The sequence below is a fragment of the Arthrobacter sp. FW306-2-2C-D06B genome (assembly GCF_021789175.1).
In the GTDB taxonomy this organism is placed as follows: Bacteria; Actinomycetota; Actinomycetes; order Actinomycetales; family Micrococcaceae; genus Arthrobacter.
Genome location: NZ_CP084560.1, coordinates 2512758 through 2528109, shown reverse-complemented (window position 1 = coordinate 2528109; position 15352 = coordinate 2512758). Strand labels below are relative to the sequence as shown.

The window sequence follows — 15352 nt, the reverse complement described above, 5'->3', positions numbered from 1 at the left end:
GATCACAGAGTCGGGGAAATCCGGGTGAACAGTCCTGTCTCCACGGTGAGGCCGGGCCCGAATGCCATGGAACAGATGCGTTCCTCCCGCTCTGCCGGCGTTTGTCCCAGGATGTGCTTCAAGACGAAGAGCACGGTGGCGCTGCTCATGTTGCCGTAGGCGCGGAGGACTTCGCGTGCGGGAATCATCTGTTCTTCGGTGAGTTCAAGTTTCGACTCGACTTTGTCGAGGATGCTGCGGCCGCCGGGATGGATGGCCCAATGCGTAATGTCCCGGTAGGGGAGTCCCGCCAGGGACGGTTCCCGGGCAAGCAGCGGCTCGAGCGCGCCGGTGATGTGTTCCTCGATGATGTGCGGCACGTACGTGCCGAGGACCATTTCGAAGCCTTCGTCGCCAATGTTCCAGGCCATCGCTTCTTCGCCGACCGGCGTCAGGACAGTCTCGAAGTGATCCAGCCTGATCACCGGGTCGGGCCCCTCAGGTTCACGGGACGTCACGACGGCGGCCGCCGCGCCGTCCGCAAAGATCGCCGATCCCATGATCGTGTCCGGATCATTCGAAGTCCGGACATGGAGTGAGCAAAGCTCTACGCAGATAACCAGGACGACCGCAGAGGGGTCGGCCTGGCAAAACTGCCGCGCTGCACGGAGGGCGGGGAACGCGGCGTAGCAACCCATGAAGCCAAGGTGATAGCGCTGCACGGCGGGGCTGAGTCCGAGGGCCCGGACTACTTTGTAATCGGGGCCGGGATTGAAAAATCCAGTGCAGGAAACAGTAATGACGTGGGTTATGTCAAGCAAATCGATATCGGGACATTTTCCGACGGCGGCTTTGGCGGCCTCAATGAACAATTTGGTAGCTTCGACGGCAAATATTTCGTTGCGCACTTTGGTGCTGGGGCTAAGTACACGGCCAGTGGCGGGGTCGAAGAATGAGGGATTCTCGGCGTGGTTGTCCAGGGACAATTCGGCGACGGCGGTGAATCGGGTATCGATCGCTGCTGAGTCAAAGCATGTCCGCACGAGCCTGGATCCGAGCCGTGTCAGCCCGGGTTGGGATGCGAAAACGTCGCGTGCCTGTGGTTGCACAAGCACTGTGGGCGGTACGGCAGTTTCCAGAGACCTCACGTAGACCGGCATGCTTCATTGTTGGCGACGAAGATGCCGTTGACAATGGCCGAGCGTGGAAATGTGGACGTTTTGAGGGGTCCCGGCTGTTTTCCGCGGAGCCGCAGACTCAACCGCATTCAGGGCTTTCAAAGCTTCTGCGACACAAAATGAAGCGACGGGCCACTAGTTCTAATAGCAGCCCATTTGTGCGTCTTGCCGAGTTCGTCGAGCGGCCGGACGGCAAGAGGGCGGCCCTTAGTGCATTTGGGGAGGTGCGCAGGTATGCAGGGGGATCTGGATGTCGGGGGTGCGCTTGTCAAGGTGAAGCGGTTGCGCCTGCGTTTGGCTGAGCTGGACCGCCAAGTGGGCGTGGTTGACCGGTTGCTCGGCCAGGTCGTGAAGCTTGCTTTGGAGCTGTACCGGGCGAGGGCGTGGAAGGCCTTTGGCCTGAGTACGTGGGCTGAGTTGGTGGAGACTGAGCGGCTGGTCCTTTCGAGCCTGGGAGGCAGCGCCCGGGTGAGTGTGGCCATGGAGTTGTCGGCCGGAAATTTGTCGCTTCGTGCCATCGCCCCGGTCCTGGGCGTATCACACGAGACTGTGAATGCCCTCCTCGCAAAGGGGGTTGCCGAGGGTGGAACCCTGCCATCCGTGAGATTGTCACTGGACGGCAAAATGCGCCGCATTGCACCCGCACGACCAAGGAATGTGATCGCGGGCGAACTGGTTCCCTCGGATTCCGACTCTGATTCCAACTCTGATTCCAACGAGGGAATCTTCGATGTGGAGGGGTTTTTGGCTGACGTCGGCGCCTTGGGCGTGGATCACGGTCCTTCCGACGCGGCGGTGCTGGCGGAACTCCAGCTGCGGGAGTTGATGGATTCCATCCGGAATATGGGAACCTCTGAGCTTGTCGTCCGGCGGTTGCCCGAGGCGCACCCCGCACGACGACGCCGGCTGGCCGCCCAATTCCACGCGGCCGCGGAACTGATGAGCGATGTTGCGAGGCAGTGGGGTGTCGCCGCGTGAGTCCCGGAACCCATGGCCGGTTGTCGACATCGGCCGAACGCGATGCCCTCCTGCGGGACCTCGTGGCTAGATGGCAGCGGGAAGGCCGGAACGGTCCATCGGCCCAGCTGCTGTTCGGTTCGTTTCTTCCGGCGCTGTTGTCCCGTTTCCAGCACGAGTTCTCCTCGATCGCCCCCGAAGATGCACTGTTCTACGCCACGGAAGTTCTTTGCGACCGGGGGATCCCCGTGGATGTCCCGGCTTGCGCGTGGCTGTTGACGGTTGTCCGCAACGGGCTCCGAACCTGGACAGTCAGCCAACGCCACTGGCTCTCAGAGCGAGATGTGCGGGACGGCGTGTGGGCAGAGGTGAAGAAGAAACACGCCCTGGGGGAGGGGACCCCGCTGGTGTCGGTGTACGGACGTGAGTGCGAATGGCCTCAGCTTCCGTTGGCCATTTCGCCAATGCCCGCCGGTTCATCGCCTCTCTGGGGGGAACTAAAGGCGTTGTTGATCAGGGCTGGTTGGGATAGCGACGTCGCAGAGCAGGGTCTGCAGGTGATCGAACATCGAGCATCCAGGCATATGGAGGAGATCTGCTTCGGATCAGAGCCGGGAACCGCGCTCTCCCGTTTGGAAACCAATAGGGCGTTGAGCTGCGTGCCCAAGGGCCACAAGAGGGCGCTCGTGGACTTCGTGTGCAGCGAACGCGGATATCTCTGGGGCCGTCTCCAGGGTATTTCCCCCGCCAACGCCCTTTCCCTGCCCGGGGTCCAGGAGGCGTTGGCTTCGCTGGTCTGGAGCAAGGCGAGACCCAAGAACGCCCGAACCAGGAGCTACGCGTCGCCCGGAATGGATTCGCGAGAGGACATCCCTGCCTGACGGAGCCAACCCGCTCTGGACCGGTGTGGTGAGTCATGGCCAGGGGATTGCGGTGGCCACGGTGTTGTTGGCGAACTGGGCATGCCCGGCAATCGTCACGAAGGGACTGGCAAAATCACAGGTGACGACCCGAAGTAAATGTGGGCCCTCGGTGGCGAAGATATCTGCCGGCAGGGACGTTTTTCCCAATGATTCCAAACCGATGATCTTGTATCTGCAGGTAACGCCGGCGTTGTCGGATACGTAGAGGGGCATGCCTTTGGTCACCCGGACGAGGGAAGCCATCGGCGCGAGCGACCCGTCCGGGAAGTTCACGTGCCCGGCCAGCAGGGCCGATCCCTTCTCGGCGCACACAGCCGCCGACCCTCTGTAGCGGGCAGCATTGGAGGCATCCGGGACCACCAGGTAGCCGGCACCGTCACGGCCTTGGTCCACGAGCCCTACTTTGAGGTCCACGCCCGGGACGGAAAGCGTGTTAGGCGGAAGGTTGTGGATCGGGGCCGGGCCGGTGAACGTGTCCGGTCCTGCGGCTTTGAACGGCGCCAGCACAGGTGCCTGCGGTGCCGCCGGGGGAGCGGGCGGTGAGGTGAAGGCCAAGACGCTTGCGGTGGCTCCGGCCACGCTACAGGTGACGACCGTGGTCAGTGCGACGTTGTTCCACCGGGCGCGGGCATAGCTGCGCATTTTGATCATTTGTATTTTCCTTGGGTATGGGGCGGGGCACCCGGTGACCAGCATGGGTGGCTCGATCCGGGTGCCCCGCGTCAATCTGACAGCCAGGTGCTTCTAGTCAGCATGTTCGTCCGCTTGGACGTTATCCGTTTCAACTCGGAGGTTGTCGAAGCGTTTGCGGTACAACAGCCCTGCTCCGCCGAGGAGAGCCAGTGCGAAGGCGGTGCCGCCCGTCATCAGCAGCGGCATGTTCGGCCCGGCTTCTTGTGCGCTGCCAGTGGTTGGCGCGAATCCGGTGTTGACCATCAGTGCCGGCTTGTCTGGGGTAACGGTGACGGCTTCTGGGAAGGCGATGACAGTTTCGTTCTTCTCGCCGCAGTTGCCCTTATGCAACTGCGCGGTGAATGGTTCCTTGCCCTCGCCCTTATCGATCGTCAGCTTAAGTTCCTCGACGTATCCGTAGGTGCCTTTGTGGACGATGGTGTGGCTCGGGTAGGTGATTGCCCCCGCACCGGTGACGTCCTGGTCCGGGGAGGACCAGGACGGGTTGGCGCAGACGGCCTGGGCGGAGCCGTCGGTCGAGTCGTCAAACTTGTACTGGTTCACTTTGGTGGTGACTTTGATGCCGGTGCCGGAAGGGATGGTGCCCGAGACTATTCCGATGTCATGGGCCAGGAGCGGCACGGTGCCGTTCCCGGAGGCTTTGGTGATGATCGAAGGTTTCTTGATCGGTACAGTTTCGTTGGGCAGCAGTTCCTTGCCGTCCCACGCCTTGGTGGACTCGGTACCGTCGATCTTCTCGGAGAAGTACAGATTGGCATTCAGGCCTTTGGACCATTTCTCGGCGACGATTTTCTCCCATGGAACCTCGACGGCCGCGGTCTTGAATTCGCCGTTCCCGGTGACCTTCGTGGTGACGGTACCGATGACGTCGGCATCAGCAGGAACGGTGTCGGTGCCGCCGGCAATCGGGGCAGCGGAGGTCAGAACCAGGTCCGTGGTCACGGAGAGTTCCTTGCCGGGCTCGTTGCCGGTCACGGTGATGATGTCGTAGATCTTGCCGTCTTCAACGGCCGATGCCTTGGTCACCACCGCCGGCTGGTACTTCTGGATCGTCTCCTCATGGGGATCATTGAAGCCAGCGGTCCAGTCAGCACGGAAGTACTGCTGCAGCTCGGCGGGCTGGGCCCCCTTTGAGAAACGGGCCACAGGGTAGTAATAGCCGGCCATGTCCGCGTTTTTGTCGCCGGTCACCTTCACGTCACCCGGTCCCGTTGCGGTGCCAGTTCCGGAGGCAACCTTCACGACTGCAGCCGGGATCTGGGCGTTCGGGGCGAGTCTGACCGGGCTGTAATACCAGTCGACGTCGAAGCGGGCAGGCACGTTGCCGCCGTTCACGAAAGCCCAGTCATTGGTGTTTCCCGTGGACGTGTTCGCGTGCAGGACGTCCATCAGGGGCTGGCCGCCCTCGACAAACCGGCCGGCGGTCGAGGTCGCTTCGGGTTGGAAATCGAAGATCACGTTGGCGTCGGCTGACGTTCCCGCGACGGGTTGAGCCCCGCCGGCAACGAGAAGGTTCTGGAAGCCGGGCACCGAATAGGTGGTAGCCGACGACCCGGGTGCGTCGATCGTCAGCGTCACGGAAACTGTTCCGTTTCCGGTCGCCGCGAAGCCGAGCTGATCTCCGGTACGGAGGTTGACTGCCTGGGAGTTCGTTCCTGCCCACACGGCGGGGCCGTTCAGGATGGCGCGCGCCGAGAAGCCGCTCAGCTTGTTCCCGGCTGCGGAAACCAGCTCTGTCGAGGTGATTGTGCCGCCGCGACCGTTAGCGTCCATCGCGAGTTTAGGTTGCGTGGAATACGGGCCGGAATTGGCCTGGGCGTCGGCGAGCATCGCCGCGGCCCGGGCGCGGACACCGGGCATTTGCGGATCAGATGAATCCCGAAGGTTAGGGTAGGGGGCCCCAATGCCGTTCCACGGCACGTTGAACCTCGGATCCGCGAGCTCGTGAGTGAGGTACGCCAAGGCTGCATGGTTTGCAGGGTCACTCTGGTACTTCTGAATCGCGTAGTTAAGCTGCGGGTTTCCGAGGGAACCCACCGCCCCGGATCCGGCCGGTCCGGCCGGGATCCCGACGTCGAAGCAAAAAGCCGTGGGACCCCCGGTGGCACCGTTCAGGTTCAGGGATCCCAGCCACATCGACCAATCCCCAAACGCCCGGGGCGGCGGAGCCTGGACGGTGATGCCCGATTGGTGCATGCCCGGCAGGTCAGTTGCGGCCTGCGCTGCAGGCGCCGCCAGGATGCCACCGGTCCCGATAGCGGAGATGGCCAGGGCGCCGGCGGCTGCCAGAGCACCGGTTTTGGCGAACGCCGACCAGCGCCTTGTCTGTCCCGGCGGGTTGCCCGTGTCTGGTTCGAATCTTCCTCGACTCACTTATGTTCCCTTCTCTTCTAACGCGCCCATACACGCGATGACCACACTTCGGGTGGTCCTGTGTGTAGAGAGCCGGACGAATCGCAATCGCGGAGAAGGGATTGATTTTCGAACTGTCACGACGTGAAAGGGGGGCATTCTCAGCGGCTTCCACTGTCAAAAATTTGACAGTTGAATCGCCCCCTTGGCGTCGAAGATCTTTCGTTGCCCGGGCGGTCCGAAAGGCATGGGAAGCGATCGCTTCAAGGGGGAACCGACCCGGGGTCTTACTGTCAATCCATGCGCGAAGTTGCCAAGGACTGCGGCGTGGAGGTCGATTTTGTCCGCACGGCGGAGGAGCGCGCTCCTGTGAGTCGTTGTGTATCTTGTGAGTTTGGCCCGATGCCAGCGTACCGCGGCGGTGTGAGTCCCTGTGAGTTTTGTGAGTTTGATGGCGGTGCAAGGATGTTCCCAATGTCGGGCTCCAGGGAAGGTTCGCCGGTGATCTCATCAGCGATCGCACTTCTAATGACTCTGTCGAGAAGACTGAGTACCTGAAGCGCAGCCACTTCCACTCCCGCTGATTGACTGGCAGCGAGACGTGTTGATGTGGGACGAGTAGTAGATGACATGATTCAGGCGTGGGTTCTATCGTCGAAACAGCCATTGAGACGCTTTACGAGGCGCATATTCCGTTGGGTCCTGGTTTAACTACTGACGAGATCGCCGACGTTGAGCAGCAGTTTGGTATCAAGTTCAGCCCTGATCATGCGGGGCTGCTGAGTCTGGCTACTCCGCTCGGCCCTAAATGGGTTGATTGGTTGGGGGAGCCTGACGGGATTCGTCAGCGGCTTAGCTGGCCCTTGGAAGGAGTCCTGTTTGACGTCGAGCAGAATGCCTTCTGGCCCGATGAATGGGGCGAAAGGCCAGGTGAAACAGCTACGGCTTTGCAGGCAGCGCGGGAACATATGCAATTCGTGCCGACGCTGATTCCTATCTACTCGCACCGTTTTCTGCCAGGAGCGCCATCGCCGACGGGAAGTCCCGTTTTTTCTGTCTACCAGACGGACGTGATCTATTACGGCAGTGATCTTGCTGCCTACTTCGCGGCTGAGTTTTTCCGGGAGCCCGACGTGAAGTTACCGACCTATCGTGTCGACTTTTGGTCTGATTTAGCGGAGGGCCGATGGGTTTAGTTTCTGAGACGAGTTCTCTCATCTACTTCTACTCGTCCTACTTAACTGGCATGCACGGGTATTCGTGAGCCGGGAGTAGGCGGTTTTCGACGGATGGCTGGAGTCAGCCTGAAACCGACATGTTCCGCTTCGGTCGCTTAGTGCTTGGTGCCGGCCAACAGGTCTCGAAGTGACTGCGCTGCGGCGGTCAGTTCTTCGCCTGGATCCAAGGTGAGTTCTCCTTTGGCCGCCCATGGAGTTGCGCCGGCGTATTCTCTGAGCTCAAAGGCTATGCGAACGTGGCCGTCGTGCTTCGCCGTCAATGTAAGGTCGCCTTCTATGGAGTCGAAGTCTTTCTCCCCGTCCCAGCCTCGCCAATTGCTTGCAAGTTCCTCAAAGAAGGACAGCAACCCCGACCAACCGTCGAAATCCCAGACGTCCTTTGTGGCGTTGAGACCGGGCAGATGTGCGGTAACTGTCAGGTTCTCGATTTGCCCGTTTCGACTGCCGCGGGTGTTCTCGACGCGGAAAATGAGTGTGCCTTGATGTCCAATAGTCACCTCATTCATTGCTTCATTCTCCGTCATGAGCGCCGTGCCGCGATGTATTTGGCGTAGGCGGCGGCTGAGTCTGTGGCGTGGCGTTCGATGGTGGTGGGGGAGTAGCCGAGGGTTTCGGCGATGATGGCGACGGGGGCGAGTTTGGTGAGTTCGTGGAGTGTTCCCAGGCGTGCGGCGCGGGTGCTGAAGAGCTTGCTGAGGCGGGTCGTGAGGTGTCCTGGGTTGATGTGGCGTCCGGGTGATGCTCCGCGGAACACCCATTTGGTGTTGGGGTGTGCTGCGGTCAGTTCGTGGCCCGGGTTTGCGGCGAGCTCCCGCCAAGGTTGCGCAAGAGGGTCTGGCAACGCGATCTGGATACTGCCGAGCTGGATGGTGACTAGGTCGTCGGTAACGGTGACTTCGTCCCAGGTTAGCCGTGCGATGTTTTCGGCTTGTTGTCCGAAGACGAGGATGAGGATCGCGGCGGCCCGGTCACGGGTCTCCAGTCCGTTGGTGTGGATGACTTTTTGGAGTGCTTGGTCCTGGCCGGGCTTGGGCAATCGGTGGCTGGTGCCGCGGCGGTGCGGGATGATGGCGAGCCCCGCTGGGGCGGCCTTGGTTTTGATGGCCCATTTGAGGAAGCGCTCAGCGATGCGTCTCGTCGTGGGTCCTTCGGCTTGCCAGACGTCCAGGTGGGACTGCTGCAGCTCGGGCAGTTTGATGTCGTGGCCGGTGAGCCAGTTCAGGAGGTCGATGGCGACGGTGACTTCCTGTTTTGCGCGGAGGAAGGTGCCGCGGGAGACTTCCTCCATGAGGTTCATGCGTCGCTGGTGGTGCCAGCGGATGTAGCGGCGGATCACGTCAAGGTTCTGTGGGTCGCTGACGCGTTCCAGGGCTTGGGTGGCCCATCCGTCGTAGCGCGTCAGGAAAGCATTTCGCTGGGGGAGCACGCCGTGTTCGATGAGCAGTCCCCGGACGTATTCGCGGGTGCGTGAGTCGGGCAGTTCATCGAACGTATCGTGGCTGATTTTGGGTGCAGTGGCGAGGTTTCGCAGGAAGTTGGTGACGTGTTTTTGCCGGATCCAGGTCATGCCGCTGTTGGCCCGTTTCATGGTCTTCAGTGCCGCCGCCAGCGGGATCAGTTCGGTGGCCATGATTCCCGTGGCCGGGTTGGTTAGTAGGTTGTCCACGATGTCGCCGAGGACGCAGGTCCAGCAGCGTGCACCGGTATAGAGTTCGTCTTCGGCGCCGCAGCCCTGGCAGTCGATATTGAGTCGAACGCCTGAGCATCTCCGGCATGCCGGTTGTTCATCGATGATTCCGGGCAGGATGCCTTCGTGGCCGCATCCGCAGACCCCGCGGGTGCGTTTTGCTTGCTGATAGCAGTAGCCGCATACTCCGCCGTCGGGCCAGCGCGCGACCGTTTGGTGGTGTTGGCTGCAGCGGCCGCAGGGGACCGGCCAGCGAATGGGGTCCTCTGCCTTGCGGGGCCTACTCACCGTCTTCGGAAGTGACGAGCCGGACCCGTCGGGCGATGGGGTTGCCTGGTTGGATGCCGAGGTCTTCGCTGCGCTTGGGGGCGTTGGCTGTCGCCGCGGCGCGCATTTCCACGAAAGGTTCGAATAAGTCGTTTGGTGTGCAGTCCAGGATGTCGCAGAGCGCGGCGAATGTCCTGGCCGGAATGCGCTCCGGTGTGGAGGTGACCAGCCTGTAGACCTGGCTTTCGGAGAGGTTGATGCCACGGGATTTCAGGAGCGGCATCAGTTCGGTGGTCTTCCAGAGGTTTTGCTTTGCCATCAGGGCTCGCAGGTTCCAGCGGTAGCCGATCCGGCGCTGTTCAGGCATCTGGGTCCTCCAAGTTCGCGATGCGGCGTGCAATCATCTGTTGCACGGTTTTCTGCTTGAAGTCCGACGATACCGAGGTGTAGAGCCCGGTGGTTGAGGCGTAGGAGTGCCCAACCTGTGTCTGCACGAAGGCCGCATCGTAGCCGGCTTCGATCAGGTGGGTCACGTAGGAGTGTCTGAGGCAATGGAGTCCCAGCTCCTGGGGCAGGCCGACGGCGTCCCGTGCGGCGGCGAACGCGTCCCCGAAGGAGCCCAAGGACATCCGGGTGCCACGCTCGCTGGGCCAAAGGGCCGATGACCGTTCAGCTGTCGGGAACTGTTGACGCATGCCGCCGGTTGTCCAGGTCTTGAGCTGGTCCACGACCCAATCGAATTCCGGCACGGTCAACACGGTGCGCCGTCTGGGTCCTGAGCCTGCCGTGCCCTTGGCGAACCGGATCTGGACTGCTCCGAACCGTCCGTAGTCGCTCAGGTGCGGGTTCGGGCCGAAGTCTTCCAGGTCCAGCATGGTCATTTCGCGCCGGCGAAGCCCGTAGGCATAGCAGACCTTGAATGCTACCGAGTCGCGGAACAAGGGCAGCCAGCGCTTGCTGCCGGCGGCGTATTCCTGGTCGACCAGGTCATCGAGGTGGTCGAAAAGCCGCTGCAGTTCCGCCTTGGTGAACGAGCGTTTCTTCGCCGGGACGGCATCCTCGGTGGTGTGCCGTGGCATGTTCCACTCGAAGCAGATCTGGCTAGGTATATCGCCGAAGGTCCGTTCGCAGAACTCGCCCCAGCCATAGCCAGGGTGCGTCAGGAATGAACAGAACATTGCCACGGCGTTACTGTACGAGCGCAGTGTCTTCAGGCTGATTGGCTTTTCGCCCGAGCGCAGATCGCCCAGGAAATCATCGATGTCCGCCGGACCCCATTGCCACGGAAATTCCCCTGTGAAGCGCTGAAAACGCTCCAGCAGCTGGCAGCGCTGCTTGATGGTCTCTGTCGTGAGGCCGCGGGCAAGCATCTGCGCGCGCCAGCCATCAAGCATGGCCATGAAAACCCGTTCATCAGCCCGGAACAGCCCGATGTCCGGAGCCACCAGCATCCGCGGGACAAAACCTGGAACGGCATCATTCACAACGACCCCTAAACCATGGAAACATGCATTAGATGCAGGAAACCTATAGCCATAAGCGATCCGAGGGCAAATTCAGACGTTGGCGTGAGGAATGCGCGCCCCGGGCAAAGCCCGGCTGACCTGCGGAAACGTCAGATTCGTCATGGGGCGGGAGTTCTCGCAGCTAATTCTACTCCCGTTGTTTTAACGCCGATAATCTACATTATGTAAAGTAATATCGTGAGCGCGCATCTGATGCATGATCACGATCCCCTAGGCAGCAGCTGCCTCAGAACACATCCTCCGGGGCGACCGTGGACGTTTCGTACTTAGGACGCCCGGCAGGTCGATAGCTCTGGATGGTGATGCCGCGGGACGTTGTCCGTGAGGTGACCAGCTTGAGCGCGATGTCCGGACCGGATTCGGGGAACAACCGCGTGCCTTGGCCGACGACCACGGGATACGTGAGCAGGTCGAGCTGGTCCACAAGGTTGTTGGCGAGTAGCCATCGGACCAAAGCGCCGCTGCCCGGCACCAGCAGGTCGCCGTCATGGTGTGCCTTCAGCTCGCCGATCGCCGTGGCGAGGTCGCCTTGCAGGACGGTCGTACCCGCCCATTGCGGGTCGGTGAGGCTGGCCGACGCCACGTACTTGGGCCGGCTGTTCAGCGCGGCCGCGATCGGGTTTGTGCCCGGATCGATCATCACGCCCCAGTAGGGTGCGAAGATCTCGTAGGTCCGCCGCCCGAAGAGGAACGAAGCTGCACCGCTGTAGACCTGGCTGAGATAGTCCCCGGTTTCGGTGTCGAGAAGTGGTATCGCCCATCCCCCGCGCTCAAAGCCTCCTCTGCGATCTTCCTCCGCTCCGCCCAACCCCTGCATCACGCCGTCCACTGAGACGTTGGTGGTGGTTATCAACCTCATGTCGTTTCACCCCGTCGAACAACGGGCGCGGACCCCTTCTGGATCCGCGCTACTGCCCTCATTCTCCCAAGCCTTGACGCCATCGGCCCGGTACCGCCGTCGAACGCTAAACAGGGCAAATGCTGTTCGAAAATGATGACGGCGACTCCGTGCGACGATATCCGGATGGAACAGACTCCGGATGTACTCCGTTATGCCGCCTTTACCGCCACTCCCGACGGAGGAAATCCGGCAGGGGTAGTCCTGGATGCAACCGGCCTCGACGCCACCAGGATGCAATTCATAGCGGCGGAGATCGGATACGCGGAAACGGTTTTTGTCACCGGGAAGACTGTTGACGGAGACACCCGCCGAAACCGTGTGCGGTACTTCTCCCCCATCGCCGAGGTGCCGTTTTGCGGCCATGCCACTATCGCATTGGCTGTTGCGCTGTCAGGTCGCGACGGTGCCGGAACCTTTGTGTTCGATACGGCGGTAGGTCCCGTTGTCATCGAGACTGCACCGCATGGCGCTGCCGTCACGGCAAGCTTCACGAGCGTGGAACCCCGGGTCGCTGAGTTCCCCGATGGTGTTCTGGATTCCCTGCTCGGATTGCTCGGCGTGGGCCAAGGCGAACTGCACCCCGGCTACCCTCCTATGGTTGCGTTTGCCGGAAACTGGCACCCCATTCTTGTTTTCGCCGAACGGGGCACCTTTGACTCCTTCGCTTTCGACCCGGATGCCATGCGTGCGCTGATGGATGCCCAGGGCTGGGCCGGCACCGTCACGACGCTCTGCGAGATCGGTACCGGCGAATTCGACTCGCGCAACCTTTTCCCCGTGGGAACCATCACTGAAGATCCGGCGACAGGTTCAGCGGCCGCGGCTTTCGGCGCATACCTCCGTTTGCTTTCGCTCGTGGAAACGCCAATCCGGGTGATGGTGCACCAAGGCAGCCACGTTGGCCGCGCGAGTGTGCTCACTGTCGACATTCCGCCGCAGGGCGGAATTGTCGTAAGCGGTGAAGCCGTGGAGATCGCCGATCCTTCGTAGCCAGTCACGCCACGAAGAACTTAGATAGTAAGGCAACCTTTTCAGTTTGCCTTACTATCTGGTAGCGTCATTGCTATGAACCCCCACCCGGATCCAGGCGCGGCGGGCATGCTCGAAGCTGCCGCAGAGCTTCGTGTCCTCATTGGCCAGTTGACCCGGCGGCTCCGTGAGCAGTCCCAAGTCGACAATCTGACGAATGCGCAAAAGGCCGTGCTGATCCACCTGGAGCGTGACGGCCAGGCCACGCTGTCCGAGCTGGCCCGCGCCGAGGGCATGCGTCCCCAGTCCATGGGAGCCACCATTTCCGCCCTTTCCGGCGCAGGACTCGTTGAGAGCAGCCCTGATCCTGCCGACGGTCGTCAGAGGATCCTGTCCCTTACAACCGAAGCCCGGGAGCGCATCAGCGCCAGCCGGGCGGCCAAGGCCGATTGGCTGTACCGGACCATCCAGTCCAGACTCACGCCGGACGAACGGGAACGGTTGCCCGGCGCCATTCACCTACTCAAACGCCTTTTGGAGCCGTGATACAGATGACCATCACCACGTTGGACCCGCAGACCGCCCTGATCATTGTTGACCTTCAGCGGGGAATAGCTGCCTCCCCGAAAGCTCATCCGCTCGAGCCAATCGTGCGGAATTCCGCCGCCCTGGCGGATGCCTTCCGTAGACACGGACTGCCCGTGGTGCTGGTCAACGTCGCTGGCGGGGCGCCCGGCCGGACAGATCAAGGCAGCACCGCGGGAAGGGAGTTCCCCGCCGATTTCGCCGAACTTCTCCCTGAACTGAACCAGCAACCAGGCGATCACCTTGTCACGAAGAAGACGTGGGGCGCCTTCACCAACACCGGTCTTGGCGCACTCCTGGAAGACCTTGGCGTGACCCAAGTGGTGCTGACCGGCGTAGCCACCAGCATTGGCGTGGAATCCACCGCGCGGAGTGCCCACGAAGCCGGCCTTAACGTCACCGTCGCCCTCGACGCGATGACCGATCTGACGATGAACGCCCACGAAAACTCCGTCACGACGATTTTTCCCCGACTGGGAGAGACCGGAACGACCCAAGAAATCCTGGACGTGCTCAAAGCCACCCGGTCGTGACCGCGCCGGACTCCGCCCTACCATCGAGCCCCTCAGCTGAAATGGGCAACCGACCGCTGACTCCCCCGCGGAACGCGGCCGACGCCCCGGCTCCAGGCCATGGGAATCGGCCCTCGAACCCGCTGGGTTGGAGGTTCACGGCACCGCTGCTGCTTGGCTCCACCCTGAACCCGATCAACAGCTCGATGATCGCCACCGCGCTGGTGGGCATCGGGGCTGACTTTCGCTCGAGTCCTGGCGCCACCGCCGGACTTATATCCGTCCTGTACCTATGCAGCGCGGTGGCCCAGCCGACCATGGGCAAACTCTCTGTCCTCTTCGGACCCAGACGCGTCTTCCTCTCGGGCGTGGCCATCCTCCTGCTGGCCGGGGTCGTAGGCGTGGTGGCTCCAAACCTGGGCGTGCTGCTTATTTCGCGGGCACTCATCGGAGTCGGGACTTCGGCTTGCTACCCGACGGCGATGGCGCTGGTCCGCCGGCGTGCCGACGAGTCCGGCATCGGCGTCCCGGGCCGCGTCCTCGGCAACTTTTCGATCGCAGCCCAGGTGACCGCCGTCGTCGGCTTGCCTCTTGGTGGAGTGCTGGCCGGCTCGTTCGGCTGGAGGGCCCTGTTCGCCGTCAACATACCGCTGGCCCTGCTGGCGTTCACCTTCACCTTGCTTGGAGTCGCGAAAGACGCGCCGGTCCGTAAACAGGGCCTGGGCAGCCTCCTCACCATGCTGGACCTTCCGGGGATCGCACTCTTTGCTGGCGCGATCATCTCGCTGCTGGTGTTCCTTTCGGCGCTGGCGACGCCGGCCTGGTGGCTTGCCGTGCTGGCCGCGGTTCTCGCGGGGGCGCTATTGTGGCGGGAACGGCACGCACGCAGTCCACTGATCGACGTCCGGATGCTGGGCAGGAACGGGCCGCTGCAGCGAACCTACTTGCGTTCTATCCTGGCCGCCCTGGCCACATATGCGTCAATGTATGGCGCCAGCCAGTGGATGGAACAAAGCATGGGGCTGAACCCGGCGACGGTAGGTCTGATTCTGATTCCGCTAAGTCTGCTGAGCGTCGTCGTGGCGAGGGTCGTCTCCGGTCGGGCGTGGGTCCGCTGGCCCTTGATCCTTGCAGGCGTCGCTTTGACGCTCTCCGCAGGGGTGATGCTGCTGGTGAACCACGGCTCCGGCGTCGCACTGCTCATCGGAATGACCCTGCTGCTAGGCCTGACCAACGGTTTCAGCAGTTTCGCCAATCAGGCAGCGTTGTACCTGCAAACGACGGCCGCGGAGATCGCAGTCGCCTCGGGCTTGCTGCGGACGTCTATGTACTTGGGCGCCATCGGCTCCTCCAGCCTCATCAGTATCGCCTTTGGGCCGTCCGCCACCGACGCGGGTTTCCACACCCTGGCCTGGATTCTGGTCGCCATTGGAGGATCGATGGTGCTCCTGACAGCGTTTGACCGCAGCGTTCCGGCCGTCGCCGCGGCGCATTGAGCCCGACGGCGGGTGGCCATCCGGGCTGCCCGTCGCGACATGGCCGTCACGAGCAAATCCTTGTCACGCTTCAGCTCGTCTCCTAACCT

15 protein-coding genes are annotated in these 15352 nt (G+C 62.1%); 7 read left to right on the top strand and 8 right to left on the bottom strand.

Annotation, left to right across the window (positions count from 1 at the left end; genetic code table 11):
• Nucleotides 1-2 precede the first annotated feature (2 nt).
• Entirely contained in the window at nucleotides 3-1139 is a 1137-nt protein-coding gene (locus LFT47_RS11815; protein WP_236810972.1) for a type III polyketide synthase, read from the bottom strand.
• Nucleotides 1140-1391: 252 nt separating this feature from the next.
• On the opposite strand from LFT47_RS11815, the gene LFT47_RS11810 reads away from it, so the two are divergent.
• Together LFT47_RS11810 and LFT47_RS11805 are read left to right on the top strand one after the other, a co-directional pair.
• Nucleotides 1392-2135: a hypothetical protein gene (locus tag LFT47_RS11810; protein WP_236810970.1), complete on the top strand. Its 744-nt coding sequence runs from the start codon at nucleotides 1392-1394 to the stop codon at nucleotides 2133-2135.
• Nucleotides 2132-2995, top strand: coding sequence for a hypothetical protein (locus tag LFT47_RS11805; RefSeq protein WP_236810968.1), 864 nt, complete (start codon nucleotides 2132-2134; stop codon nucleotides 2993-2995). The genes LFT47_RS11810 and LFT47_RS11805 overlap by 4 nt, the downstream gene beginning before the upstream one ends.
• 33 nt (nucleotides 2996-3028) lie before the next feature.
• On the opposite strand, the gene LFT47_RS11800 is transcribed toward LFT47_RS11805, so the two are convergent.
• Nucleotides 3029-3688, bottom strand: coding sequence for a class F sortase (locus LFT47_RS11800; RefSeq protein ID WP_236810965.1), 660 nt, complete (start codon nucleotides 3686-3688; stop codon nucleotides 3029-3031).
• Between the two features lie 93 nt (nucleotides 3689-3781).
• Complete coding sequence (locus LFT47_RS11795) at nucleotides 3782-6103, bottom strand: hypothetical protein (protein ID WP_236810964.1); 2322 nt, start codon at nucleotides 6101-6103, stop codon at nucleotides 3782-3784.
• A 620-nt stretch (nucleotides 6104-6723) separates the two neighbouring features.
• On the opposite strand from LFT47_RS11795, the gene LFT47_RS11790 reads away from it, so the two are divergent.
• Entirely contained in the window at nucleotides 6724-7278 is a 555-nt protein-coding gene (locus tag LFT47_RS11790) for a hypothetical protein (protein ID WP_236810963.1), read from the top strand.
• Nucleotides 7279-7415: 137 nt separating this feature from the next.
• Here LFT47_RS11790 and LFT47_RS11785 read toward each other — a convergent pair whose 3' ends face one another.
• The 5 genes from LFT47_RS11785 to LFT47_RS11765 form a co-directional block, all read right to left on the bottom strand.
• Nucleotides 7416-7826, bottom strand: a complete 411-nt coding sequence (locus LFT47_RS11785) for a DUF6228 family protein (RefSeq protein ID WP_236810961.1) — start codon at nucleotides 7824-7826, stop codon at nucleotides 7416-7418.
• 14 nt (nucleotides 7827-7840) lie between these two features.
• Complete coding sequence (locus tag LFT47_RS11780; protein ID WP_236810959.1) at nucleotides 7841-8986, bottom strand: Fis family transcriptional regulator; 1146 nt, start codon at nucleotides 8984-8986, stop codon at nucleotides 7841-7843.
• A gap of 301 nt (nucleotides 8987-9287) precedes the next feature.
• Complete coding sequence (locus tag LFT47_RS11775; protein ID WP_236810957.1) at nucleotides 9288-9641, bottom strand: helix-turn-helix domain-containing protein; 354 nt, start codon at nucleotides 9639-9641, stop codon at nucleotides 9288-9290.
• Complete coding sequence (locus tag LFT47_RS11770; protein ID WP_236810955.1) at nucleotides 9634-10758, bottom strand: tyrosine-type recombinase/integrase; 1125 nt, start codon at nucleotides 10756-10758, stop codon at nucleotides 9634-9636. The genes LFT47_RS11775 and LFT47_RS11770 overlap by 8 nt, the downstream gene beginning before the upstream one ends.
• A gap of 268 nt (nucleotides 10759-11026) precedes the next feature.
• Nucleotides 11027-11659, bottom strand: coding sequence for a dihydrofolate reductase family protein (locus tag LFT47_RS11765; RefSeq protein WP_236810953.1), 633 nt, complete (start codon nucleotides 11657-11659; stop codon nucleotides 11027-11029).
• A 165-nt stretch (nucleotides 11660-11824) separates the two neighbouring features.
• Between LFT47_RS11765 and LFT47_RS11760 the strand changes: the two genes are divergently transcribed.
• From LFT47_RS11760 to LFT47_RS11745, 4 genes are all read left to right on the top strand, one after another.
• Nucleotides 11825-12691 carry a PhzF family phenazine biosynthesis protein gene (locus tag LFT47_RS11760; protein ID WP_236810951.1) on the top strand — a complete coding sequence of 289 codons (867 nt, stop codon included), beginning with the start codon at nucleotides 11825-11827 and terminating at the stop codon, nucleotides 12689-12691.
• Nucleotides 12692-12766: 75 nt separating this feature from the next.
• Entirely contained in the window at nucleotides 12767-13216 is a 450-nt protein-coding gene (locus tag LFT47_RS11755) for a MarR family winged helix-turn-helix transcriptional regulator (protein WP_236810949.1), read from the top strand.
• 5 nt (nucleotides 13217-13221) lie between these two features.
• The gene (locus LFT47_RS11750) at nucleotides 13222-13788 is read left to right on the top strand and encodes a cysteine hydrolase family protein (protein WP_236810947.1); all 567 of its coding nucleotides are present in this window, start codon (nucleotides 13222-13224) and stop codon (nucleotides 13786-13788) included.
• 41 nt (nucleotides 13789-13829) lie between these two features.
• The gene (locus LFT47_RS11745; RefSeq protein ID WP_236810945.1) at nucleotides 13830-15263 is read left to right on the top strand and encodes an MFS transporter; all 1434 of its coding nucleotides are present in this window, start codon (nucleotides 13830-13832) and stop codon (nucleotides 15261-15263) included.
• Nucleotides 15264-15352: the final 89 nt, after the last annotated feature.

What these genes read in the sequence shown, in the direction of transcription:
- LFT47_RS11815 (WP_236810972.1), bottom strand. Translation starts at nt 1,139, where the DNA reads ATGCCGGTCTACGTGAGGTCTCTGGAAACTGCCGTACCGCCCACAGTG.
- LFT47_RS11810 (WP_236810970.1), top strand. Translation starts at nt 1,392, where the DNA reads ATGCAGGGGGATCTGGATGTCGGGGGTGCGCTTGTCAAGGTGAAGCGG.
- LFT47_RS11800 (WP_236810965.1), bottom strand. Translation starts at nt 3,688, where the DNA reads ATGATCAAAATGCGCAGCTATGCCCGCGCCCGGTGGAACAACGTCGCA.
- LFT47_RS11785 (WP_236810961.1), bottom strand. Translation starts at nt 7,826, where the DNA reads ATGAATGAGGTGACTATTGGACATCAAGGCACACTCATTTTCCGCGTC.
- LFT47_RS11775 (WP_236810957.1), bottom strand. Translation starts at nt 9,641, where the DNA reads ATGCCTGAACAGCGCCGGATCGGCTACCGCTGGAACCTGCGAGCCCTG.
- LFT47_RS11765 (WP_236810953.1), bottom strand. Translation starts at nt 11,659, where the DNA reads ATGAGGTTGATAACCACCACCAACGTCTCAGTGGACGGCGTGATGCAG.
- LFT47_RS11760 (WP_236810951.1), top strand. Translation starts at nt 11,825, where the DNA reads ATGGAACAGACTCCGGATGTACTCCGTTATGCCGCCTTTACCGCCACT.
- LFT47_RS11755 (WP_236810949.1), top strand. Translation starts at nt 12,767, where the DNA reads ATGAACCCCCACCCGGATCCAGGCGCGGCGGGCATGCTCGAAGCTGCC.
- LFT47_RS11750 (WP_236810947.1), top strand. Translation starts at nt 13,222, where the DNA reads ATGACCATCACCACGTTGGACCCGCAGACCGCCCTGATCATTGTTGAC.
- LFT47_RS11745 (WP_236810945.1), top strand. Translation starts at nt 13,830, where the DNA reads ATGGGCAACCGACCGCTGACTCCCCCGCGGAACGCGGCCGACGCCCCG.